The sequence below is a fragment of the Actinobacillus succinogenes 130Z genome (assembly GCF_000017245.1).
In the GTDB taxonomy this organism is placed as follows: domain Bacteria; phylum Pseudomonadota; class Gammaproteobacteria; order Enterobacterales; family Pasteurellaceae; genus Exercitatus; species Exercitatus succinogenes.
The window spans coordinates 1,487,136-1,511,704 of sequence record NC_009655.1 but is presented as its reverse complement, the minus strand read 5'-3'; the positions used below and the strand labels follow the sequence as shown (position 1 = coordinate 1,511,704).

Below are 24,569 nucleotides of genomic sequence, written 5' to 3'. Positions count from 1 at the left end.
AATAAAAGTGCGGTCAATTTTAACAATCTTTTGACCACACTTTTTTTTATTAATAAAACCGGATTAATCGACATCAAGAGGCTTTATACGCCAGATTCTTTCTGCATATTCCTGAATAGTACGATCCGAGGAGAAAAAGCCCATATTGGCGATATTGTGCATAGAACTCATTACCCAGGCATCCTGATCTTTATATTTTTCATCCACTAATGCATGAGCATCCACATAGCTGCGGAAATCGGCCAATGACTGATAATAATCCTGCGCCTGTGACGACGCTCCCACCAGATTATAACGGGTAGGCTCTTTCGGTGAGAAATGTCCCGATACAATCTGGTTAACGGCAAGACGTAAATCATCATCACTAGAATAGTAATCCATCGGATGATAACCGTTACGACGTAACTCTTCCACTTGTTCTACGGTGTTACCAAAAATAAATATATTATCTTTGCCCACATTTTCCAAAATTTCCACATTCGCACCGTCCAGCGTTCCTAAGGTTAAAGCGCCGTTCAACGCGAATTTCATATTACTGGTACCGGAGGCTTCCGTACCGGCAAGGGAAATTTGCTCGGAAATATCGGCGGCAGGAATGATTAATTCAGCCAAGCTCACACTGTAATTAGGAATAAATACTACTTTAAGCAAGCCGCGAATTCGCTCGTCATTATTGATGATTTCAGCCACATCATTAATCAGTCTAATGGTTTGCTTCGCCAGATGGTATGACGATGCCGCTTTACCAGCTAAGATAAACACACGGGGTACCCAATCTTTTTCTGGATTTTCCAAAATCTGGTTATAGCGGGTGATAATATGCAACACGTTCAAAAATTGGCGTTTATATTCGTGAATGCGTTTGATTTGCACATCAAACAATGCTTCCGGATTCACTTCGATATCCAGTTCACGCATAATATATTTTGCTAATTTTTGTTTATTGGCAAACTTAATTTCGGCTAAGCGGGTTTTCAATTTAGGATCGATAAAATGTTCTTTTAAATTTGCCAACTGAGTTAAATCTCTACGCCAGTCCAAACCGATATATTCGTCGAATAAGGCGGCTAATTGCGGATTGGCTACGCCAATCCAGCGACGCGGAGTTACACCGTTCGTCACATTGGTAAAACGTTCCGGATAAATTTTGGCAAAATCGGAGAAAGTCGATTCAACCATTAACCGTGAGTGAATTTCCGCCACACCGTTTACTTTATGAGAACCGACAACGGACAACCAGCCCATTTTGACTTTGCGTTGCCCCTCTTCTTCAATTAAAGATACACGACGGATAAAATCCACATCAGTAGTGACGTAGGTTTTTACGTAATCCAAGAAATAATCGTTAATTTCAAAAATCATTTGTAAATGGCGGGGTAAAATTTTGCTCATCATATCTACCGGCCAAGTTTCCAATGCTTCGGACATCAATGTATGGCAAGTATAGGAAAAAATACGACGAGTCATATCCCAAGCTTTTTTCCAAGACAAACCTTCTTCATCCACCAAAATACACATTAAATCCGGAATCGCCAGTGCCGGGTGAGTATCATTCAAATGAATGGACACTTCATCGGCTAAATTTTCTACTGTACCGTGAGTTCGTTTATGACGCTTAATAATATCCTGTAAAGAAGCCGAAACTAAGAAATATTCCTGGCGTAAACGTAATTCCCGTCCCGCCCCGGTAGAATCGTTCGGATACAATACGCGGGAAACGTTTTCAATAGACGAACGATCCGCAATAGCACCAAAATAATCCCCTTTGTTAAAATCTTCCAAATTGAATACATCCGCTGCATGCGCATTCCATAACCGAAGCGTACTGGCGGACGCTGTCTCGTATCCCGGAATAATGTGATCATAAGCCAGTGCGGTAATTTCTTCCGCGGGTTTCCAAATACATTTTTTACCTTCGAAATAGATACTACCGCCGAAACGGATTTTATGACGTTTTGACGGTCGGACAAATTCCCACGGCGAGCCTTTTTCCAGCCATGCGTCAGGTTTTTCTATTTGCTGACCGTTTTCAATATCCTGTTTAAACATTCCGTATTCATATCGAATACCGTATCCCATACCCGGTAATCCCAGGGTTGCAATAGAATCCATAAAACAAGCGGCTAAACGTCCTAAACCGCCATTTCCCAGCCCCGGATCCACTTCTTTTTCCAATAAATCTTCCAGATTAATATCCAGCTCTTTTAACGCGTCTTTAGCGATATCATAAATACCTTCGGACAATAATGCATTAGAAAGTATTCGTCCGAGTAAAAACTCCATAGAAAGATAATAAACCCGACGGGTGTCTTTTTCTCTAAATTGAGCGGCTGTATCGATCCAGCCTTCAGTTACCGAATCACGTATGGTTAGCATTAAGGCGTTTAGCCAATCACGTTGACTGGCTTCTTGCGGCGAACGTCCAATAGCAAAAATCAATTTATACACTACTGATTTTTTAAACGATTCTACCGTCTGCTCCGGTCTATCATAGATAACCATCTCTGTTACTTTATCTAGCATAGAAATATTCCCTCTAAATTCTAAAACGAAAATAAAAACGACCGCACTTTACTCTTTTTTATCGGTGCGGTCAAAAAAAAATCAAATTTTGTTATATAATTCATGATAACGGTGGGCAGCTACACGCCAACCGAAATCCTGTTCCATAGCGACAGTACGCACCGTAAACCATGTCCGTTGTTTGCTCCATAGCGAGAAAACACGCTGAATACAGTGTCGTAAAGCTTCCGGTTCGGCATTATTAAACACGAAACCTGTTGCCCGACGGGCTTTGATATTTTCAGCGCTGCTATCCACTACCGTATCGGCTAATCCGCCGGTTTTACGTACGAGCGGTAATGTACCGTACTTCAGCCCGTAAAGCTGGGTTAATCCGCAAGGTTCGAAACGGCTCGGCACTAAAATCACATCACCGCCGGCTACCATCAGGTGGGAAAGCGGTTCATCATAACCAATCCAAACTCCTACGTTGTCGGGATGTTGTGACGCAAGCCAGTTTACCCAATCCTGTAAGTGCGGCGCACCGGAACCCAGAATCATTAACTGCCCACCTTGATTCACAATTTCATCAGCACATTGCAATAACAAGTCCACACCTTTTTGCTCGGTTAAACGGGTAATCATCACAAAAACCGGCACATTCGGATTTTGCGGCAAATTAAAACGTTCCTGTAATAGGGCTTTATTTTTTGCCTTGCCGCTCATGCTTTTCAATTTGTAATGGTGATGAATATACGGATCGTTATTAGGATGCCAAATACTGTCATCTACACCATTTAATACACCAGCTAAACGGTTCTGCTGATCTAATGTCGAAAGCAATCCTTGTAAGCCGTAACCGAATTCCGTAGTGGTAATTTCTTTCGCATAAGTCGGGCTGACTGTAGTAACCATATCGGAATAGAACAATCCGGCTTTTAAATAAGAAATTTCGCCGTATAATTCTAGTCCGTTGACATTGAACATATCCACCGGTAAGCCTAATTCGATTAGATGCCGGGCGGCAAATTTACCTTGGTACGCTAAATTATGGATAGTAAATACGGATTTCGCCGGATGCCCTTTTGCCGCCAAATAGGCACTTGCCAAGCCCGCATGCCAGTCATGAGCATGCACCACTTCCGCCTGCCACCAGAAATCCAATCCTAACGCCAATTCCGAAGCAACCCATCCTAATAAACCGAAACGTTTATAGTTGTCCGCATAATCATTATACCATTGGTCATGGTACGGATTGCCTTCTCGCGCATATAAATGCGGCGCATCAATTAAATACACCCCTACACCATTATAAATCCCATAACGTAACGTTACGTGACCTGCAAAATTATCAAATTCCGCAACTACTACCGTATCCGGAATGCCCCGCCAAATAGCGGGATAAGCCGGAATTAAAATCCGAGCATCATCGCCAATAGCTTTTTGTGCCGCAGGCAATGCTCCCACCACATCGGCAAGACCGCCGGTTTTTAATAAAGGATAAAATTCAGAACATACATGCAATACTTTCATACTTTTTACTTTCCGATAAAGAGGCGGTGTACATAAAGTACACCGCAATGATTAATTTAATCTAAATCATCTTCCGATTTAACTGTTTCGCCTTTCATTTTCTGCAACATTTTTTCCGTAACTAATACGATTCCTTTTGAACTGATACGGAAATGTTTGCTGTCCTCTTCAGGATCCACACCAATTTGCATACCGTCCGGAATTTGAACGTGGCGATCAACGATACAACGTTTTAAAATACAATTTTTACCGACTTTAACTTGTGGCAGGATCACGCTTTCATCGATTAGCGTTCCTTCGTTCACATGGATATTGTCAAACAGTACCGAATAACTGATAGAAGCGTTAGTAATGACACAACCGCCGGCAATGAGCGAATTGTCTACTTGCTTGCAAGCCGGATCATCATAGAAGAATTTCGAAGGATAAGCCTGTACCGGGTTACCGCGAATCGGCCAAGTTTGATCATAAATATCCAATTGCGGTTCTTTTGAAACTAAATCGATATTGGATTGCCAGTAACTGTCCAAAGTTCCGACATCACGCCAATAGATTTCACCTTCGGTATTACGTCCCATACAAGAGCGATCGAACGGATGCGCATAAAGAACCTCGTCCTCTAACGCCATCGGCATAATATCTTTACCGAAATCATGTGAGGTCTGCGGACTATTCACCGTACGTTCCAATGTTTCATATAAATACTCCGCATTAAAGACATAAATCCCCATAGAAGCTAACGATGAATTCGGTTTACCGATCATCGCCGGCGGATCAGACGGTTTTTCTACGAATGCTTTGACTTTTAAATTCTCATTCACGGCCATAACACCGAATTCTTTCGCAGATTCTCGCGGTACTTCGATACAGCCTACAGTACATTTCGCCCCGCTGTTCACGTGATCCAAAATCATTTGCGAGTAATCCATTTTATAAATATGGTCACCGGCTAAAATCAATATATATTTAGGTTTATAGTGATTTTTAATGATAGCCATATTCTGGTAAACCGAATCGGCCGTACCGCGATACCAGGTATTATCGTCAATTTGCTGACGGGCCGGTAACATATCCACAAATTCACCGCGTTCCTGCGGTAGAAATGACCAACCGGTCTGCAAATGACGCAATAACGAATGCGCGGCATATTGGGTTATCACGCCGATTCTATTCAATCCGGAATTAATACAGTTAGATAACGCAAAGTCAATGATTCGACGATTACCGCCGAAATATAATGCGGGTTTTGCCCGTTTATCCGTCAGTTCATGAAGTCGAGAACCTCGTCCGCCTGCTAAAATCAACACTAGGGTATCTCCTACCAGATCATACTTTGTTATTACTTTGCTCATATTTACTCTCCCATATGTACAGAAATTTAACAGGTCACTACGATAATCAACTAACAACAATCATGCGTGAAACGATTTAGTATGCAACGTAATTAAAATCTTCACAATCAAACGAAGCAATCGTTTGCAATGTCCATATTATAACTATTCTTCAAAAATAAACCATGAGATAGATCACATAATTGAATATTCATTAAAAGTGCGGTCAAAAAATATATCGTTTTTTAATTATATTAAGGTCCGTTTACCTTTCATAAACAAACCTTAATGACGGGACAATACGCAAAAACCTAAGTCGCTCATTACGAGTTTTCCCTGACTTTTTTCCAAGTAATTACCCGCTCTCACTTGCCATTTTCCCGGCGGAAGACGAAAAACCTGTAATTCCGCTTTGCCATTTATCAAAAACAGCCATTTTTCATCCAGCATAATCTGTAGGGATTTTCTGCCCTGATTATGCCAGTCGACCGCCGCCATAGCTTGCCCCGAATCATTCAGCCACTGCACATTCTCATCCGTCCACCAGGCATCGCTTTGCAGGCTGCGGATATGTTTACGCAAAGCAATGACTTCCCTCACCAGATTCAATAAGCGGACATCCTGTTTTGACCAGTCAATCCAGGTAGTTTTATTGTCCTGACAATATGCGTTGTTATTACCGTCCTGGCTATGCCCGATTTCATCTCCGGCCAATAACATCGGCGTACCGTTAGATAACAATAATGAACATAATAGTGCTCCGGAACTCAAGTAACGGTGGTTCTCAATCGTTTTTCGTTCACTGCCGAACAAATGATCGACTCTACCTTCATAACCATGATTATAACTGTAATTGACATCTCGTCCGTCACGATTGTGTTCGCCATTCGCTTCATTATGTTTATAGTTATAACTGACTAAATCCCGCAAAGTAAATCCGTCATGCGCTGTGATAAAATTCACGGAATTATGCGGTAGACGTTTACTTTTTTTGAAAATATCGCTGGATCCCGCAATACGGGAAGCCAAAGCCCCCACATCACCGCTTTTCCACAACCAAAATCTTGTGACCTCGTCACGATAACGGTCATTCCATTCGCTGAAAAACGGCGGAAAATTGCCTAATTGGTAACCTTCGACGCCGATATCCCAAGGTTCGGCAATAAATTTAGTCTGATGCAGACTCGGTTCGTCAAAAATTTCACTAAATAGCGCCGCATTCGGATTAAAAGCAGGTGAATCACGCCCTAATGCCGGTGCTAAATCAAAACGAAATCCATCAACATGACATTCTTCTACCCAGTATTTTAGACAATCTATTACCCAACGGCGGGTTTGCGGCAAAGACAAATTCAGCATATTGCCGCAACCTGTCCAATTCAGATAACAGCCCTCCGCGTCATGCCAGTAATAATAACTGTCGTCAATTCCGCGCTGACTGAAGGTAGAATGAAATTTTTCCGATTCCGCAGTATGATTGAACACCACATCTAAAATCACTTCAATACCCGCTTTATGCAGTGTTTTTACCATGGTTTTAAATTCATTCAGCGGATCATCCGTGGCGGCATAACGGGGTTCAACGGCAAACATTGCCAACGGGTTATAGCCCCAATAATTCACCAGCCCTTTTTCCTGTAAATGCTGCTCGTCCAGCATATAATTAATCGGCTGCAATTCCACCGCCGTAATACCTAAAGATTTTAGATAATCAATAGTCGCAGAATGCGCCAATCCCTTATACGTTCCCCGAATTCGTTTCGGAAGATTTTGCTGTAATTGAGTGAATCCTTTTACATGTAATTCATAAATTACCGTTTTAGACCAAGGCGTACGCGGATGATTGTCCCGTCCCCATTTAAACGTACCGTCTACCACTACGGACTTCGGTACGAGTTTAGCATTATCCCGTTCATCGTTTAGCACGAACCATGATTGCGCTTCTATCGTACTTAAGTCCGGTTTGCCGACTACAGCCTTAGCATAAGGATCCAACATTAATTTGTTTGAATTACTCAATGTACGCTCAAAATTCACCACATAATCATGGCGTCCGTAAATCCGGTAACCGTATTTCGTTCCGACCGGTACTCCCGGAATCCAAATATGGAAAATATCATTGGTCTTTTCCAAAACGGAAAAACGTAATTCATGATCAAATCGATCAAATAAACATAATTCTACCGCTCTTGCCTGCGCCGAAAATAAGGCGAAATTCACACCCCATTGATTTTTAACTTTTTTCAGCGTTGCTCCAAGCGGATAAGGCGAACCTTTTTGAGTATCCATCTCTAGTTACCTCATGCGGAAAAGGCGAACTCTCGCCCGCCTTTTATATTTTATGCATTATCTTTTGTTTTCTTTGCGGTTGTTTTTGCTGAGGCTTTCGCCGTTTTGGTCACAGTAGCCTTTTTCGTCCGCGTTGCTTTTGCAGTAGGTTTATCCGTTGATTTTTTCGTTGCGACCTTAGTTACAGATGACTTCGTTGCAGCTTTTACCGGTTTTGCTTCACTAGATTTCACGGTTTTCTTCGTACTCACTTTAGTCGCTTTTGATGCGGACGCATTTTTCGCAGTAGCCTCGGCTCCGTCCGCCGTTGTTTTTTTCTTTGTTACCTTTCTGGGAGAGGCAACTTTACGGGCGGACTTTAATTTGAAATAAACCGTTGCTAATGGCGGTACCGTAATAGAAATGGATTGCGTTTTGCCGTGGCTTTCAATCTCTTCACTATCAATCACACCGCCGTTATTCAACCCTGAACCTTTATAAATATCGGCATCCGTATTTAAGATTTCTTCATAGCTTCCTGCTACATTTACACCAAAACGGTAATTTTCTCTCGGAACCGGAGTAAAGTTACTGACAACGATGAGCGGTTCACCTTTGGCATTACGACGCTCAAAAACAAACACGGAATTTTGCGCATCATCCACTACCAGCCATTCAAAGCCTTCCGGCTTGGTATCCAGTTGATAAAGTGCGCTCTGTTTCTGGTAGGTTTTATTCAAATCTTTAACCAGGCGTTGTACGCCGCTATGCCAGCCGCCGCCGTGGAATTCATCCAATAGATACCAGTCCAGGCTTTCTTGATAATTCCACTCCCGGCCTTGTGCAAATTCATTTCCCATGAACAATAATTTTTTACCCGGATACGCCCACATATAACCGTAATATGCCCGCAAATTAGCAAATTTTTGCCATGTGTCGCCCGGCATCTTATCCAATAATGAACATTTACCGTGTACAACTTCGTCATGAGACAAAGGTAATACAAAGTTTTCGCTGTATTGATACAGCATACCGAAAGTCAGTTTGCTGTGATTATATTGACGATAAATCGGATCCAATTTCATGTAAGACAAAGTATCGTTCATCCATCCCATATTCCATTTGAAATTAAATCCCAACCCTCCGTTTTCCGGTGGTAAGGTGACACCGGCAAAGGCGGTGGATTCTTCCGCCACACACATAACGCCCGGATGTTCGGTACCAAGAATATAATTAGTATGTTTTAGAAATTCGATGGCTTCCAGATTTTCCCGTCCGCCGTATTGATTAGGAATCCATTCGCCGTCACGACGACTGTAGTCACGATAAATCATTGACGCTACGGCATCAACACGGATACCGTCCAAACCGAACCGTTCTACCCAATAAAGCGCATTTCCGGACAAATAATTTTTCACTTCATGGCGTCCGTAGTTATAAATTAAAGTATTCCAGTCCTGATGATAACCTTCTTTCGGATCCGCATGCTCGTACAACGCCGTACCGTCGAATGTTGCCAAACCGTGGGTGTCGCTTGGAAAGTGCCCCGGTACCCAGTCGAGAATAACATTAATACCCGCCGCATGAGCTTTATCGACAAAACGTTTAAACCCCTCCGGCGAACCGAAACGACTGGTCGGCGCATATAGCCCGATAGGCTGATACCCCCATGAACCGTCAAACGGGAATTCGGAAATCGGCAGCAATTCAATATGGGTGAACCCCATCTCTTTCACATAAGGAATCAACTCATCGGCGATTTCATCATAGTTTAACCAGAAATTATTGGCTAAATTACGACGCCATGAACCGAGGTGAACTTCATAAATAGAAATCGGTTGATCAAGTTGATTGGCTTTACGGCGTGCTGCCGTCATTTCCTGAATTTCAGGTAATACGCTGATTTGAGAAGCGGTATCCGGACGGAGCTGTGCCGCAAAGGCATAAGGATCCGATTTCAACCGTAAACGGTTATTGTTATCCAATAGTTCGAATTTATACAAATCGCCTAATGCCACTTTCGGAATAAAGAGTTCCCATACCCCGCTGGCCTGATGGAAACGCATCGGGTGACGGCGACCGTCCCAGTAATTGAAATCGCCCACAACGGAAACCCGTTTGGCATTCGGTGCCCATAAACGGAAATTCACACCGGATACATGGTCACACTCCATAAAATGCGCCCCCAATACTTCATAAGGACGCAGGTGGGAACCTTCCGCTAACAACCAATTATCCAATTCCTGAATCATCGGATGAAAACGATACGGATCTTCAATTCGAAGCACCTCATTTCCCCAGGAAACCTGTAATTGATAATTAAAGAAACTGTTTCGTTGCGGCATAATACCGGCGAAAAATCCCCGTTCGTCAATACGGGATAATTCGCATACTTCATCCTGTGTTTCTTTATCAATCACAACGACCCGTCCGGCATCCGGCAATAAGGCACGGATTTCAATCCCGTTATCCGTTTCATGCATGCCCAGTACGGCGAACGGATCGGCGTGACGTCCGTCAAAGAAGGCGTTAATGGTATCTTGTGTTACGAATGTTGTCATAAGTCTGCTCTCTATTTTGAATGTCTGTCATGATGAATGACGGAAAGTAACGATTGAATCCTATTATCACTGAAAATCTGTTCCAGGGGGACGGCAAGCTTTTTACGCCAATTCGGATATTCTTTCGAAGTTCCCGGTAAATTAAAGGAAATTTCCTGTCCAATTAAATTTTCTAACTGAACCCCGATTAAACGGCTTTGCCCTTTCGCCAGATATTGATGAATCACCTCACTTAAGTGATCATGCATTGCCATGCTTAATGCGTCTCCCTCATAATCCGGCGGTAAATAACCGTCACGGTGCAAAGTATCCAATAGAGCCTGTTTGTCTTCCACACGCAGGTCATATTTTTGTTGCAGCTCATCGTCCGTTAAAACCTGTAAATCACGGAAAATATCCAGATCCCGACAATGCCAGAACGCACTTAACGAGGCCAAATCATGAGTACCGATTGTGGCAAAAGCATTACGGGGGAAATCGTCGGTATGCGGGAAGAATTTGCCCTGACGGGCGAAATACAATACGAAATAAGAAAAAACGGAAAACTCTGTTAATTTCGACCGCACTTCGTCGGAAACGATACCGAGATCTTCTCCTACGATCAGACATTGATTACGCCGGCTTTCAATCGCTAAAATTGCCATGAATGCCTCAAACGGATAATACACATAACAACCGTCCGACGCTTTTTTATCCTGCGGAATTAACCACAAACGGAATAACCCCATAATATGATCAATACGCAGCACGCCGAAATGTTTCATATTAGCCCGCAGTAATTCAATAAACGGTTCAAATCCTTCGGCAATTAATTCGTTCGGATTATAAGGCGGCAGATTCCAATTCTGCCCCACAGGACCGAGCGGATCCGGCGGAGCGCCAATAGAAGCATTCACACAGTATAGATCAGGATGCGCCCAAACATCCGCGCTACCACGGGAACTTTGCACCGCTAAATCGCCGTAAATGCCCAACGCCATACCTTTTTGACGGCCAAATTCCTGTACTTCCGCCAACTGAATCTCAGCCAACCATTGCAACCACATGAAAAACTCTACGCGATCGGCATATTTCGTCAGTAATTCTCGACGGCATTTCGGGGTGAGACGTTGCCATTCCTTCCGCCAACCCAACCAACCTATTCGGTTTTCGTCCTCAGGCAACCCCTGTTGTTCAATATTATCCAATACCTGAAAAAGCGCCTGATTCCGTAACCCTTTACCTTTCGCTTTTACAAAAGCTAAAAACTGTCGTCGACGAGCAACGATAGATTTGGATTTACTGCGTCTTGAAAACGAAAAAAGCTGTTCAAGTGCGGTCATTTTTAACGCAGAAACTGTTTCATATTCGACGGTATCCAGCTGCCGCAAAACGGAGATCTGCTCCGCATGATCATGATACCACTTTTGAACGGAACGGCTGGATTTGAATTCAGGCAACGTATCTACGGCAATATATAAGGTATTCAACCAACGACGGGATGCCGCACTGTAAGGACTTGCCCAATCCGGTACCGCCGTATAAAGTTGGTGTAACGGACTAATACCTATAAAATCTGCGCCGAATTTAACCGCTCTTTCAATCAGATACTGCAAATCGGCAAAATCGCCTATTCCCCAGTTTCGTTCGGAACGCAAACTGTAAAGCTGAACGGAAATTCCCCAGACCTTACCATTTTGTAAACAGGTCGGTTGATAAACTTGGGCAGGAGAAACCAATAAACGGATTCGTATGGATTGATCTGACGTAATCAGATGAAGTCGGTAATAACCGGCGGCCAATGCAGGAATAAGAATTGTTGTTGAACCCCGGGCAACCCCGTCTTCCCGTATCTTGCGACGCTGTTCGTTGAAAAGCTGACAGGTTAATTCCGCAGGAAGAGTCGGAAAGAAGCGGGTCAAATCTACACTAAACGCCGTATTTTCAACAGCCACCCAAACATCGTTCATTTGCGCTGGTGAAGATTTCACGCTCGGTTGTAAAAGTGCGGTGAAATAATTAATCGTTTCAGGAGAAGCGTAAACCAAATCCCCATCAATGGAATAATGGGAAATTGCAATTCCCGCTTGTTCCGCCAGATCTTTTTGCTGTTGAGAAATCATCATAGCGTTGCCCTGTAAAAACGAACTAATTACATTTTAACCAAGCAACCGATAAATACAATATTTTTTAGGCGGTTTTGTGATCTTCATCAATCACAAATTCAAACCAGTCAATCACGTCTTTTTCGTGAATACCGTTTTCAATTAAAATACCCGCCCGTTTTACTGATCGTTCATCATTGGATATTAACGGATGCCAATAGAATAAGGGTTTACCTTCATAAAGCAAACGATAGGCGCAGGTTGCCGGTAGCCAACCGAAATCCGGCAGATTCTTTTTGGTGAGTTTGGTACAATCCCGCTCGATTTTAAAACGATTGGCATAATCACCGCATTTTCCCGTATCCAGCTCCAACAAGTTACAGGCAATTCGCGTATAATACAGCTTTTCCCGTTTTCCACGACCTTCAATAAATTTACGGTAACAACATTTTCCACAGCCGTCGCACAAGGCTTCCCATTCGGCGTCGTTCATTTCCTTTAGGGATTTGTGTTTCCAGAATTCAGGTTCTAAATTCATATTTTACTACATAATCGGTATTGAGAATCAAATCACTTCTTGTACAAAGCAAAGTGCGGTCAAAAAACAGGACATTTTCCGACCGCACTTCAGCTATTATTTCGATTAACGATTTAAGTCGAACGACTTATCGGTTTTATTGTATTTTAAGCCGGAATGAGAGCCTTCCGAACCATTAATATAAATATCCTTCGGTTGTGAGCACGCGACAATAAATGCGGACGTTACCACCAGTAAAATAATTTTTTTCATGTTAAAACCCCTCTTTTAAACTCACGGTCAGATTAAAGACTAAATGATCCGGACGACTGTCTTTGCTGTCCGCGCAATAATATCCTTCCCGCTCGAACTGGTAAGCTTTTTCAGATAGAGCGTTCGCAACACTTCTCTCGACAAAACCTTGTCTCACTACTAATGATTGCGGATTAATCGCGGCAATAATGTCTTCTTCCGAGCCCGGATTCGGCATGGTGAATAAACGGGAATACTGACGGAATTCCGCCGGCAAACAGTCCGTTGCGGAAACCCATTGAATCACGCCTTTCACTTTACGCCCGTCCGACGGATTTTTGCCGAGAGTTTCCGGATCGTAACTGCAATACACACAAACGATATTGCCTTCCGCATCTTTTTCCACCCGTTCCGCTTTAATGATATACGCATTACGCAGACGGACTTCTTTCCCTAACACCAAACGTTTGTACTGCTTATTCGCTTCTTCGCGGAAATCCGCCTGATCGATATAAAGTTCTTTTGTCAACTGAACTTGACGCGTGCCCATTTCTTCACGATTCGGATGATTCGGCATCGTCAGCGTTTCCGGCGTTTCAAAATTTTCGATTATAACTTTTAACGGATTAATCACCGCCATTGCGCGTGGCGCGTTGATATTTAAATCATCGCGAATGCAGCTTTCCAACGCACTGAATTCCACTACATTGTCCTGCTTGGTCACCCCGATACGGCGGCAAAATTCGCGTAATGAAGCCGGCGTATAACCGCGGCGACGTAAACCGGAAATGGTCGGCATACGCGGGTCGTCCCAACCGTCTACCGCACCTTCTTCCACCAATTTCAATAACTTACGTTTAGAAGTTAATGTACCTTCCAAATTCAGACGTGAAAATTCGTATTGGTGCGGCAACGGACGCTCGATAGAAATATGCTCCAACACCCAATCGTACAAGCGTCGGTTATCCTGAAATTCCAATGTGCAAAGAGAATGGGTAATCCGCTCGATGGCATCCGAAATACAGTGCGTAAAATCATACATCGGATAAATACACCATTTATCACCGGTTTGATGGTGACTGGCGAATTTTACGCGGTAAATTACCGGATCACGCATTACCATAAACGGCGACGCCATGTCGATTTTAGCCCGTAAACAGGCTTTTCCTTCCGCAAATTCTCCGTTACGCATTTTTTCGAACAATGCCAGATTTTCTGCTACGCTGCGTTCTCTATAAGGACTGTTTTTACCCGCTTCGGTTAGGGTTCCGCGATATTCGCGCATTTCTTCGGGCGAAAGTTCGTCCACGTACGCCAAGCCTTTTTCGATTAACTCGACCGCATAACCGTAAAGCTGATCAAAATAATCCGAGGCATAACGCGGTTCGCCTTCCCAGTTAAAACCTAGCCATTCCACGTCTTGTTTGATGGAATCCACATATTCCACATCTTCTTTAACCGGATTGGTGTCGTCAAAACGCAGGTTACATTTGCCGTGGTAATCCTGCGCGATACCAAAGTTCAGACAAATCGATTTCGCATGACCGATATGCAAATAGCCGTTCGGTTCCGGCGGAAAACGAGTATAAACGTTGTGATGCTTACCGGTGGCAAGATCTTCATCAATAATTTGGCGGATAAAATTAGTTGGATGCGCCTCGTGTTCCGCTGCGCTTTGTAGTTCGATATTTGCTGTTGCCATAGGTCTTTTATATGTATTGAAAACTTTGTCGTATTCTACAGGTTTTACGACGAGATTTAAAGTGCGGTCAGTTTTTAACGCGTTTTCATACAGTCTGTAATTCCCAAAGTTGTCGCTTTTGCAATTTTCTCTTGAACCGCCGTTTGTTCCAACCGTTTCGCTTCCCGCGGATTGGCAATCACGCCGATTTCAATCAGAATGGCCGGCGAACGGGCATTTTTTAACACCGCTAAATCGTCGTAACGGTATACGCCTCGTTCATCCAGTAAAATTTTCCGCTCCCCTTCGATATCTGATTCATGATAACGGGAACGGTGTTCGCCCGCCCGGATTAATTGCGCCGCCACTTTCTTAGCACAATCCAAACTTTGCGGGTAATTCACATTCTTTTGTGACACAAAAACTGAAAAACCGGACAATATTTCACGCTGTGCATTCAATTCCGCCGGAAACGAGTCATGATGAATCGAAACGAACAAGTCCGTTTCACCGCTATAAAGCGTACGCTGCTGCAAGGTTAAATCCGGCTGGGTATTGGGTACAAGTTTGACATCCCGGTTTTGCGCTGAAATGTGACGTTGTAGCGTTTCCACCATAGCCTTATTATAACTGAATTCCGTTTTATTGAACGGACTGACGGCACCGTAATCGGTCTCGGTATGCCCCGTATCCAAAACGACGGAAAAACCGACCGCACTCGATGTATACAAAGCCGTTAACAATATTAGTAATTTTTTCATGGATGTTTCCCTCGAACGCCGGATTATTATGCTGAGAAAGCGCGCTGAAATCAAAAAATATCGCACATTCCTTAAGCAAATCTATGTTAGAATTTCGCGTTGGAATCCGCCGCACTTTCACATTCTACGAACAATCGTTCAGAATAATGGTCATAAAAGCGATTTAACCGATCATATTTAAGAATCTCTTAAGTTTTTGATTTTATACTCTGCCCGAGTTTTATGGATATAGTGGGAATAATCATGAAGAAAAAAACCTTAGCTATTGCAATTTTAGCTGCCGTTATCGCAGGCGGTGCGTACTTTTTTATGTCCGGAGGCGAAAAAGGTCCGACTTTTCTTACCGAAGAAGTACGTCGAGGCAATGTAGAAAAATCCGTTGTCGCATCCGGTTCAATTGAAAGCTCGAACGAGGTGGACGTGGGTGCGCAGGTTTCCGGTAAAATTACCAAGCTATATGTTAAATTAGGTCAAGAAGTGAAAAAAGGCGATATGATCGCCGACATCGATTCCACGACTCAAGTAAATAATTTAGATCGGGCAAAAGCCGCATTAGCCAGCTATCAGGCACAGCTAAAAGCCAAACAAACCGCTTACACGGTAGCACAATCCAGTTATAACCGTTTATCTAAATTGTACAAATTACAGTCTACCTCGCTGGATAATGTCAACAACGCAAAGAATGCGTTAGATGCGGCTAAAGCGGAAATTGACGCGTTGAAAGAATCCATTAAACAAGCGGAAATCGAAGTAAATACGGCGGAAACCAACGTGGGCTACACTAAAATTACCTCGCCAATCGACGGTACGGTAATTTCGACCCCCATCTCCGAAGGACAAACCGTGAATGCGAACCAAACGACACCGACTATCGTTACCGTAGCGAACCTGGAAAAAATGCTGATCAAGCCGGAAATTTCCGAAGGCGACATCACCAAAGTGAAAGCGGGTCAAGAAGTGGAGTTTACTATTCTATCAGACAGTACCACCAAATATCACGCTATTATAAAAAGTGTGGATCCGGCGACCACAACCACCACCGACGCCAGTTCGACGAGCAGCGCTTCAAGCAGTTCTTCTTCCTCCTCCACTACATCGGCGATTTATTATTATGCCAATATGGAAGTCGACAATACGGATCATATTTTACGCATCGGTATGACCACGGAAAATACCATAAAAATTGCTAATGCACAGGATGTGTTAACCGTTTCCAATATGGCATTACAAAAACGCAACGATAAATATTTCGTAAATATTTTGAACGATAAAAATCTGGCGGAAGAACGGGAAGTCGTAATCGGCGTACAAAATGACTTTCAAACGGAAATTAAATCCGGCTTAAACGAAGGTGAAAAAGTAATCGTGTCGCAAGTAGCCGCCGGTGAAAAAGTCGGCACCATGGGGCGCGGTCCGCGTATGTTCTAAGTAATCTAAAGTGCGGTGAAAATTTTATGAATATTATCGAAATAAAAGGCCTGAATCGCTATTTCGGTGAAGGCGAAAACCGTGTTCATATTCTGAAGAATATATCTCTGGATATTGAGAAAGGCGATTTTGTTGCGATTATCGGACAATCCGGTTCGGGGAAATCCACGCTGATGAACATCATCGGCTGTTTGGATACGGCAACCAGCGGTTCTTATAAAATAGACGGTAAAGAAACCGTAGAACTTTCTTCAGATCAGCTTTCCGATTTGCGCAGTCAGAAATTCGGATTTATTTTTCAGCGGTATAACCTGCTCTCCGCTCTCACTGCGCAGGAAAATGTTGCTTTACCGGCAATTTACGCCGGCAAATCCCAAGCGGAACGCTTGGCTCATGCGGAAGAATTATTGGAAAAGCTCGGTTTGGACGGTAAAGAACAAAATAAACCGAGTCAGCTTTCCGGCGGCCAGCAGCAACGGGTCAGTATCGCCCGCGCTTTAATGAACGGCGGTGAAATTATTCTTGCGGACGAGCCTACCGGTGCATTGGATTCCGCCAGCGGCGAAAATGTCATACAGATTCTGCGTCAGCTGCATGATGAAGGTCACACGATTATTATGGTAACTCACGATCGTAATATTGCGGCAAGCGCCAACCGCGTGATCGAAATCAAAGACGGTGAAATTATCGGCGATAACCGGAAATCATCGGTAAAAAGTGCGGTCAAAAATGTCCGAGTTTCCAAATCCCGGTTCGGTTTCAGTAAAGATCAACTGATTGAAGCTTTCCGGATGTCGGTCAGTGCCATTGTTGCTCACAAAATGCGTTCTCTGCTGACCATGTTGGGCATTATTATCGGGATAACTTCAGTAGTTTCCGTGGTGGCGTTAGGGAACGGTTCTCAGCAAAAAATTCTTTCTAATATCAACGGATTAGGCACCAATACCATGACTATTTTTAACGGCACGGGTTTTGGTGACCGCCGTGCGGATCAAATGCAGAATTTAACGGTAAACGACGCCAATGCACTGGCTAAGCAAAGCTACGTACAAAGCGTTACGCCAAACAGCTCTTCCAGTGGTTTACTGATTTACGGAAACCAGTCTTTTACATCGACTAATTTGCGCGGGATCGGCGAACAGTATTTCGATGTGGAAGGTATGAGGCTGGTAATGGGCCGTTCCATTACTCAGCAGGAAGTCAGTGAAAATGCGCAAGTCGCTTTGCTGGACGAAAGTTCGAAAAAATCTATTTTCCCAGACGAAGATCCCTTGGGCAAAACCGTTATGTTTGCCAAACGTCCTTTTCGGATTATCGGTGTTGTGACAGATCGTCAAATGGGTGCGGCAAGTAGTTCTTTAAGTATTTACGCTCCTTATACAACTGTTATGAATAAAGTGACAGGGGGAACTAAAATCGGTTCTATCACGGTAAAAATTGCTGATAACGTTAATACTACCGTCGCCGAAAAAAGTCTCACCGACTACCTGACCGTCCGTCACGGTAAAAAAGACTTTTTCATTATGAACAGCGACACTATTAAACAAACGATTGAGAGTACTACCGGTACCATGAAATTACTGATTTCGTCCATTGCTTTTATTTCCCTTATCGTAGGCGGTATCGGAGTGATGAATATCATGTTGGTGTCCGTGACGGAACGTACTAAGGAAATAGGCGTACGCATGGCGATCGGCGCACGCAAAAGTAATATTTTGCAGCAGTTTTTAATTGAAGCCATATTAATTTGTATGATCGGGGGAATATCCGGTATTTTACTTTCGCTGATTATCGGCGGATTGTTTAATGTCTTTATGACGGATTTCACCATGTCTTTTTCCACTTTTTCCATTGTGGCGGCGGTGTTGTTCTCCACTTTAATCGGCGTCATCTTCGGTTATATGCCGGCGAAAAAAGCGGCGCAACTGGATCCGATTACGGCTTTAGCGCGCGAATAGTAGCAAAATGAAAAAATTCTGTTACAATACGCCACAAACTGAACGAACGTTCATTAATGAATAGATTATCTGAAGTGCGGTTAAAAATTAACGAAATTTTGACCGCACTTTCCCACTCTTATAAGGAAATATCCATGCTAAAACTGAATAAAATTGCTTTCGGCGTTATTCTTTCAATGTCGTTGGCCGGCTGCGCAAACATCAGCGACAGTTACCAAGCGAGCCAAGACGATTACAAACAATACGAAGACATTACCAATCAATACAACATTAAAGAAAACTGGTGGTCGCTTTACAACGACGCTCAATTAAACCGCGTGGTAGAACAGGCGTTATTAAACAATAAAGACTTGGCGAAAGCGGCGATTTCTGTCAATTCCGCGCTTTATCAGGCAAATTTATTAGGTGCGGATTTAGTACCGAGTTTTAGCGGTTCCACCTCGTCTTCCGCTTCCCGTCGTACAGATACCGGCGCAAATTCGACTATCAGTCACGGCGGTTCCTTAAATGTGAGCTATACATTAGATTTATGGCGCCGTTTAGCAAATGCGGCAGATGCGGGCGAATGGAACTACAAAGCGACCCAACAGGACTTGGAGGCTACCCGTTTGTCCCTTATTAATGCTGTAGTGGTAACTTACTACCAAATCGCTTATCTGAACGACGCGATCTCCGCTACAAACGACAGTATTGATTACTACAGCCGTATTAACAGCATTATGCAAAACAGACTGAATCAGGGTGTAGAAGATCGCGCCAGTACGGATCAGGCGCAACAATCCGTTTTAACGGCGCGTAATAATTTGATTAGCTATCAAACTCAACGTAAAACGGCGGAACAAACATTACGTAATTTGTTAAATTTGAAACCGGACGCACCGTTAAATATCAATTTCCCGCATATCCTGAATGTAAAAACAACACCGGTGAATTTAAACGTTCCTGTTTCTACTATTGCCAACCGTCCTGACGTAAGAGGAAATCTGTTCCGATTGAGCAGTGCGTTTAAAGACGCCAAAGCGATGCAAAAAGCCTGGTTCCCGACTATTTCTCTCGGCGGTTCCATGTCTTCGAGCAATAACAAAGTCAGTAATGCCTTTGAAAATCCGACCGCTGCGGGAACCTTGGGAATCAGTTTGCCGTTCCTCGATTGGAATCACGTAAAATGGAACGTCAAAATTTCGGAAGCCGCTTATGAGACTGCGCGCGTAAACTACGAACAAGGCATCACCACCGCATTAAACGAAGTGGATACCAATTATTTTGCCTACAACCAAGCAGTGCAGAATTTCTCCAATTTGCAGCGAAAATATGATTACGATAAACGTATTACGCAATATTATCAAAACCGTTACAACGCGGGCGTATCCGAATTACGTGAATGGTTGAATGCGGCGAATACGGAAAAAACTTCGCAGGTTTCTATTCTGAACGCGAAATACAGCGTTATTCAAAATGAAAACGCTATTTACAGCTCGATGGGCGGTTACTATTCGCCGAAATTCTAAAAAGAATACGACAAAAGCAAAAGGCAAGATTTTTATCTTGCCTTTTTCAGTATTTGTTGGAAAACCGAACATTTAATGTCGGTTCTTCATCACCTTTAGTCTTTCAAATCCCGAATTTTTTTGATGACGTTACTGGTTGAACAACCGTTCTCAAAATTCAGTACCGAGACATCGCCGCCATTAGCCCAAACTTCTTTGGAACCGGCGATTTCCTCCGGTTTATAATCACCGCCTTTCACTAATAAATCCGGCAGAATTTCACCGATTAAACGCTGCGGCGTATCTTCGTCAAAGGCAACCAACCAATCCACGGAAGATAGTCCCGCTAACACCGCCATACGGCTTGCCAAATCGTTGATCGGACGGGTTTCGCCTTTCAAACGTTTCACCGATTCATCGGTGTTCACCGCAACGATCAGGCGATCGCCCAATTTACGGGCGTTTTCTAAGTAAGAGACATGTCCCGGATGCAAAATATCGAAGCAACCGTTGGTCATCACGATTTTCTCACCACGCTCTTTCGCCAATTTGACCGCGTTTTTCAGTTCGTTTTCCGTCATAATACCGAAACCGCTGACCGTGCGCCCGTGAATCGCATTTTCCAATTCAACGGTAGAAACTGCGGACGTTCCTAATTTACCCACCACGATACCGGCGGCGACATTCGCCAAATAGCAGGCTTCTTCAACGGTTCGCCCATCCGCCAATGCCGTTGCCAACACAGAAATCACCGTGTCGCCCGCACCCGTTACATCATAGACTTCTTTCGCTTCCGTCGGCAAATGAAAAGCAGGCTGATTCGGGCGCAACAAGGTCATGCCTTTTTCCGAACGAGTGATTAACAGCGCCGTTAAATCATAATCGGCTATCATTTTTAAACCTTTTTCCACGATGTCTTCATCAGATTGGCATACGCCCGCTACCGCTTCGAATTCCGACATATTCGGCGTTAACAAGGTCGCGCCGCGGTAACGCTCGAAATCCGTTCCTTTCGGGTCGATCAATACGGGAACCTTCGCCTGACGGGCTATCCGAATCATGTGTTGTACATCGTTCAGCGTGCCTTTACCGTAATCCGATAAAATCAAAGCACCGACATTTTTGACCGCACTTTCCAGCTTGGTAAGCAGATTATCACTATGTACATTATTAAAATTCTCTTCAAAATCAAGACGTAACAGCTGTTGATGGCGAGATAAAATACGCAGTTTGGTAATAGTGGGATGGGAACTTAACTTCACAAAATCACAGCAGATTTTTTGCTTTTCCAGCAAGCCGGTGAGCGCATTACCCGCTTCATCATCTCCGGTTAAACCAAGCAACCGTACCGGTACATTTAATGAAGCGATATTCATTGCAACATTAGCGGCTCCCCCCGCCCGTTCTTCGTGTTTTTTCACACGCACTACCGGCACCGGCGCTTCCGGTGAAATTCGGTTGGTCGCCCCAAACCAGTAGCGGTCAAGCATGACATCGCCCAACACCAAAACTTTTGCGTGCGGAAATTGTGCTGAATACTGCGCCATTTTCGAATCCTTCTTTGTTTTTCAAAAATTTACGCGCGATTTTAACACAGGCAAGAACGCTTTGGCTTAAAATTTAGTAAAATTTACGTTAAACTAACCGCACTTTCTTCCAATTTGAATGACAACTCGGATTTTCCATAAATTTACGGGCAATCATTATTAGCTGAAATTTAATTTGTTATGCCGAAAAAACATCTGCCACAGTTCGAAAAATCCTATCTACACCCTAAACATTGGGGATTCTGGCTTGCCGTAGGGTTGTTTTGGCTGATTCTCTGCCTGCCTTATCCTGTTTTGCGTAAAATCGGATTAGGGCTCGGTCGGTTATTTGCAAAACTGAAAGTGGGAAAACGCCGGGCAAAAATTGCGCGACGTAACCTTGAACTGGCGTTTCCCAATATGCCCCTGCAACAACGGGAACAGATCTTGCGACAGAATCTGAATTCTGTCGGTATGGCGATTATCGAAACCGGCATGGCATGGTTTTGGTCGGATCGGCGTATCCGGAAATGGTCAAAAATAGAAGGTTTGGAACATCTTAAAAATCAAGGTAACAACGGTATTTTATTCGTTGGCGTCCATTTTTTAACTTTGGAGTTAGGTGCGCGCATCGTAGGTATTCATCATCAGGGTATCGGCATCTACCGTCCTAACGATAATCCGCTGTTTAACTGGTTGCAGGTTAGGGGACGGTTGCGTTCCAATAAAGATATGGTGGATCGCAAAGACTTGCGTCGCATGGTTAAAGCCCTGAAACACGGCGAAACGATTTGGTATGCACCGGATCATGATTACGGTCGCAAAAATTCGGTTTTCGTACCGTTTTTTGCCGTGCAAGACGCCGCAACCACCAGCGGGTCCTATTTTTTACTGCATGCGGTACCTAATGCCAAAGTGGTTCCTTTTGCTCCGTTGCGAAATGCGGACGGTTCCGGTTATACCGTAAGTATTTCTCCTGCCGTAGATTTTTCGGATTTAACTGAACCGTATGCGGTGGCGGTCAGAATGAATCAAGTGGTAGAAAAAGAAATTATGAAAGGCGTCGAACAATATATGTGGCTTCACCGCCGTTTCAAAACGCGACCCGATGAAACCGCACCGAGCTATTATGATTAAACGTCCACTAAAATTAAAATAGCCGCATCGCCGCCCCATTCTTTCGGAGCTTGGTGCAACGCGCGAACGCGAGGATGTTGCACCAGCCAGCGCGGAATTTGTTTTTTCAGCGTAAAGGTACCGTATCCCGTCATAATGCTTGCACAATAAACATGCTCGTCCGCACATGCCTGTAGTAAAGCTGCAAGTTCCTGTTTTGCCTGTTCTCGCGTTAAACCGTGTAAATCCAAAAACAGTTCCGGCGAAAAATCACCGCGACGTAATTGTTTCAATAAATAACTGTCTTCATTTTCTCGCAAATATTTGACCGCACTTTCTTCGTCTAACAACGGCTCGTATTCGTCAGAAAAATAAAAAAGCGTATCCTGCTTTTCCCGGATTTCCCGTGTTTCGGATTTCTTATTGGTATTGATTTTCCGCGGCGCCACAAAAGTGTCCTGTTTGATTTTTTTAGTGCCCTGAATATTTTCTCTGAACAGGGCGATATCCTCTTCCTTTAACATTCTTTTCCTCGTCGGTGGAATTTGAAACGGATTTTAGCATATAATCCCTTTAAATTTTACTGACCAAGTGACAACCTATGGAAACATTTAACCAAGACTTACTGGATTTGATTGAAGCGGATGACGTGCCGAACAATCTGCATACGTTAAAAGATTATTTGCGTTGGACGTACAGCAATTTTAACCGATCCGATATTTATTACGGACACGGCCAAGACAACGCATGGGATGAAAGCTTGCAACTGGTTCTTGCCGGTTTGAATTTACCGATGGATTTACCCAACGAATTGTTTGATACCAATTTAACGCCTTCGGAAAAACAACTGATTGTAGGTTTGGTTGCCGAGCGATTGGCTAAACGCATTCCGGTGGCTTATTTAGTCAACAGCGCATGGTTCTGCGGGTTGGAGTTTTATGTGGATGAGCGGGTCATTATTCCGCGTTCGCCTATCAGCGCTTTAATTCAATCAAATTTTAACGGGTTGTTATCACACACACCGAAACGTATTCTGGATTTATGCACGGGCAGCGGCTGTATTGCTATTGCTTGCGCCCATGTTTTCCCGCAAGCTGAAGTGGATGCGGTGGATTTGTCTTTCGATGCGTTAAACGTAGCGGAAATCAATATCGAACGTCATAACATGCTCCACCGCGTATTCCCGTTACAATCGGATTTATTTGAAAATCTGCCGCAGGATCAATATGATTTGATTGTCACCAACCCGCCTTATGTGGATTTGGAAGATTTGAGCGATATGCCGCAAGAATTCCGTCACGAACCCGAATTAGCCTTAGGTTCCGGTGCGGACGGCTTGGATATTACCAAGCGAATTTTGGCGCAGGCCGCCGACTATTTATCCGATGACGGCATTTTGGTTTGTGAAGTGGGAAACAGTATGGTTCATCTGACAGAACAATATCCGGAAGTCCCCTTTAACTGGGTGGAATTAACCAATGGCGGGGTCGGCGTGTTCAGTTTAACCAAAGCCCAATTAATCGAATATCGCGATTACTTTAGCTAACGGAGTTAAATAGTGTTT

17 protein-coding genes are annotated in these 24,569 nt (G+C 43.7%); 5 read left to right on the top strand and 12 right to left on the bottom strand.

Going from position 1 to position 24,569, the window contains the following annotated elements; all coding sequences use genetic code 11:
- Positions 1 to 63: 63 nt before the first annotated feature.
- The 10 genes from ASUC_RS07080 to ASUC_RS07040 all read right to left on the bottom strand — a co-directional run bounded on the left by ASUC_RS07080 (position 64) and on the right by ASUC_RS07040 (position 15,490).
- Positions 64 to 2,523: a glycogen/starch/alpha-glucan phosphorylase gene (locus tag ASUC_RS07080; RefSeq protein WP_012073093.1), complete on the bottom strand. Its 2,460-nt coding sequence runs from the start codon at positions 2,521 to 2,523 to the stop codon at positions 64 to 66.
- 81 nt (positions 2,524 to 2,604) lie between these two features.
- Positions 2,605 to 4,035 (bottom strand): glycogen synthase GlgA, encoded by a 1,431-nt coding sequence (glgA, locus tag ASUC_RS07075; RefSeq protein ID WP_012073092.1) that lies wholly within the window; start codon positions 4,033 to 4,035, stop codon positions 2,605 to 2,607.
- A 56-nt stretch (positions 4,036 to 4,091) separates the two neighbouring features.
- Positions 4,092 to 5,387, bottom strand: coding sequence for a glucose-1-phosphate adenylyltransferase (gene glgC / locus ASUC_RS07070; protein WP_012073091.1), 1,296 nt, complete (start codon positions 5,385 to 5,387; stop codon positions 4,092 to 4,094).
- 264 nt (positions 5,388 to 5,651) lie between these two features.
- Entirely contained in the window at positions 5,652 to 7,655 is a 2,004-nt protein-coding gene (gene glgX, locus ASUC_RS07065) for a glycogen debranching protein GlgX (protein ID WP_012073090.1), read from the bottom strand.
- Positions 7,656 to 7,705: 50 nt separating this feature from the next.
- Positions 7,706 to 10,195 (bottom strand): 1,4-alpha-glucan branching protein GlgB, encoded by a 2,490-nt coding sequence (gene glgB / locus ASUC_RS07060; RefSeq protein WP_012073089.1) that lies wholly within the window; start codon positions 10,193 to 10,195, stop codon positions 7,706 to 7,708.
- A gap of 11 nt (positions 10,196 to 10,206) precedes the next feature.
- The gene (gene malQ, locus ASUC_RS07055) at positions 10,207 to 12,300 is read right to left on the bottom strand and encodes a 4-alpha-glucanotransferase (protein WP_012073088.1); all 2,094 of its coding nucleotides are present in this window, start codon (positions 12,298 to 12,300) and stop codon (positions 10,207 to 10,209) included.
- Between the two features lie 64 nt (positions 12,301 to 12,364).
- Positions 12,365 to 12,817: a YcgN family cysteine cluster protein gene (locus ASUC_RS07050; RefSeq protein WP_012073087.1), complete on the bottom strand. Its 453-nt coding sequence runs from the start codon at positions 12,815 to 12,817 to the stop codon at positions 12,365 to 12,367.
- Between the two features lie 105 nt (positions 12,818 to 12,922).
- A complete protein-coding gene (locus ASUC_RS11295) occupies positions 12,923 to 13,069 on the bottom strand; it encodes a hypothetical protein (protein WP_012073086.1) in 147 nt (48 codons plus the stop codon).
- Position 13,070: 1 nt separating this feature from the next.
- The gene (glnS, locus tag ASUC_RS07045; protein WP_012073085.1) at positions 13,071 to 14,750 is read right to left on the bottom strand and encodes a glutamine--tRNA ligase; all 1,680 of its coding nucleotides are present in this window, start codon (positions 14,748 to 14,750) and stop codon (positions 13,071 to 13,073) included.
- Positions 14,751 to 14,824: 74 nt separating this feature from the next.
- Complete coding sequence (locus tag ASUC_RS07040; protein WP_012073084.1) at positions 14,825 to 15,490, bottom strand: N-acetylmuramoyl-L-alanine amidase; 666 nt, start codon at positions 15,488 to 15,490, stop codon at positions 14,825 to 14,827.
- Between the two features lie 243 nt (positions 15,491 to 15,733).
- Between ASUC_RS07040 and ASUC_RS07035 the strand changes: the two genes are divergently transcribed.
- The 3 genes from ASUC_RS07035 to tdeA all read left to right on the top strand — a co-directional run bounded on the left by ASUC_RS07035 (position 15,734) and on the right by tdeA (position 20,384).
- On the top strand, positions 15,734 to 16,918 hold the full coding sequence (locus ASUC_RS07035) for an efflux RND transporter periplasmic adaptor subunit (RefSeq protein ID WP_012073083.1): 1,185 nt from the start codon (positions 15,734 to 15,736) through the stop codon (positions 16,916 to 16,918).
- A gap of 26 nt (positions 16,919 to 16,944) precedes the next feature.
- Entirely contained in the window at positions 16,945 to 18,876 is a 1,932-nt protein-coding gene (locus ASUC_RS07030; RefSeq protein WP_012073082.1) for a MacB family efflux pump subunit, read from the top strand.
- Positions 18,877 to 19,010: 134 nt separating this feature from the next.
- Positions 19,011 to 20,384, top strand: coding sequence for a toxin/drug exporter TdeA (tdeA, locus tag ASUC_RS07025; RefSeq protein WP_012073081.1), 1,374 nt, complete (start codon positions 19,011 to 19,013; stop codon positions 20,382 to 20,384).
- 95 nt (positions 20,385 to 20,479) lie between these two features.
- Here the strand turns inward: tdeA and hldE are convergent, their stop codons facing one another.
- Positions 20,480 to 21,910 (bottom strand): bifunctional D-glycero-beta-D-manno-heptose-7-phosphate kinase/D-glycero-beta-D-manno-heptose 1-phosphate adenylyltransferase HldE, encoded by a 1,431-nt coding sequence (gene hldE / locus ASUC_RS07020; protein ID WP_012073080.1) that lies wholly within the window; start codon positions 21,908 to 21,910, stop codon positions 20,480 to 20,482.
- A gap of 180 nt (positions 21,911 to 22,090) precedes the next feature.
- On the opposite strand from hldE, the gene ASUC_RS07015 reads away from it, so the two are divergent.
- Positions 22,091 to 23,026, top strand: coding sequence for a Kdo(2)-lipid IV(A) acyltransferase (locus ASUC_RS07015; protein WP_012073079.1), 936 nt, complete (start codon positions 22,091 to 22,093; stop codon positions 23,024 to 23,026).
- Here ASUC_RS07015 and smrB read toward each other — a convergent pair.
- Positions 23,023 to 23,529 carry an endonuclease SmrB gene (smrB, locus tag ASUC_RS07010; protein WP_012073078.1) on the bottom strand — a complete coding sequence of 169 codons (507 nt, stop codon included), beginning with the start codon at positions 23,527 to 23,529 and terminating at the stop codon, positions 23,023 to 23,025. The genes ASUC_RS07015 and smrB overlap by 4 nt on opposite strands.
- Before the next feature lie 77 nt (positions 23,530 to 23,606).
- Between smrB and prmB the strand changes: the two genes are divergently transcribed.
- Positions 23,607 to 24,551 carry a 50S ribosomal protein L3 N(5)-glutamine methyltransferase gene (prmB, locus tag ASUC_RS07005; protein ID WP_012073077.1) on the top strand — a complete coding sequence of 315 codons (945 nt, stop codon included), beginning with the start codon at positions 23,607 to 23,609 and terminating at the stop codon, positions 24,549 to 24,551.
- Positions 24,552 to 24,569: the final 18 nt, after the last annotated feature.

Excerpts from the sequence above, each read along its gene's own strand:
- ASUC_RS07080 (WP_012073093.1), bottom strand. The coding sequence starts at position 2,523 with ATGCTAGATAAAGTAACAGAGATGGTTATCTATGATAGACCGGAGCAG.
- glgA (WP_012073092.1), bottom strand. The coding sequence starts at position 4,035 with ATGAAAGTATTGCATGTATGTTCTGAATTTTATCCTTTATTAAAAACC.
- glgC (WP_012073091.1), bottom strand. The coding sequence starts at position 5,387 with ATGAGCAAAGTAATAACAAAGTATGATCTGGTAGGAGATACCCTAGTG.
- glgX (WP_012073090.1), bottom strand. The coding sequence starts at position 7,655 with ATGGATACTCAAAAAGGTTCGCCTTATCCGCTTGGAGCAACGCTGAAA.
- glgB (WP_012073089.1), bottom strand. The coding sequence starts at position 10,195 with ATGACAACATTCGTAACACAAGATACCATTAACGCCTTCTTTGACGGA.
- malQ (WP_012073088.1), bottom strand. The coding sequence starts at position 12,300 with ATGATGATTTCTCAACAGCAAAAAGATCTGGCGGAACAAGCGGGAATT.
- ASUC_RS07050 (WP_012073087.1), bottom strand. The coding sequence starts at position 12,817 with ATGAATTTAGAACCTGAATTCTGGAAACACAAATCCCTAAAGGAAATG.
- ASUC_RS11295 (WP_012073086.1), bottom strand. The coding sequence starts at position 13,069 with ATGAAAAAAATTATTTTACTGGTGGTAACGTCCGCATTTATTGTCGCG.
- glnS (WP_012073085.1), bottom strand. The coding sequence starts at position 14,750 with ATGGCAACAGCAAATATCGAACTACAAAGCGCAGCGGAACACGAGGCG.
- ASUC_RS07040 (WP_012073084.1), bottom strand. The coding sequence starts at position 15,490 with ATGAAAAAATTACTAATATTGTTAACGGCTTTGTATACATCGAGTGCG.
- ASUC_RS07035 (WP_012073083.1), top strand. The coding sequence starts at position 15,734 with ATGAAGAAAAAAACCTTAGCTATTGCAATTTTAGCTGCCGTTATCGCA.
- ASUC_RS07030 (WP_012073082.1), top strand. The coding sequence starts at position 16,945 with ATGAATATTATCGAAATAAAAGGCCTGAATCGCTATTTCGGTGAAGGC.
- tdeA (WP_012073081.1), top strand. The coding sequence starts at position 19,011 with ATGCTAAAACTGAATAAAATTGCTTTCGGCGTTATTCTTTCAATGTCG.
- hldE (WP_012073080.1), bottom strand. The coding sequence starts at position 21,910 with ATGGCGCAGTATTCAGCACAATTTCCGCACGCAAAAGTTTTGGTGTTG.
- ASUC_RS07015 (WP_012073079.1), top strand. The coding sequence starts at position 22,091 with ATGCCGAAAAAACATCTGCCACAGTTCGAAAAATCCTATCTACACCCT.
- smrB (WP_012073078.1), bottom strand. The coding sequence starts at position 23,529 with ATGTTAAAGGAAGAGGATATCGCCCTGTTCAGAGAAAATATTCAGGGC.
- prmB (WP_012073077.1), top strand. The coding sequence starts at position 23,607 with ATGGAAACATTTAACCAAGACTTACTGGATTTGATTGAAGCGGATGAC.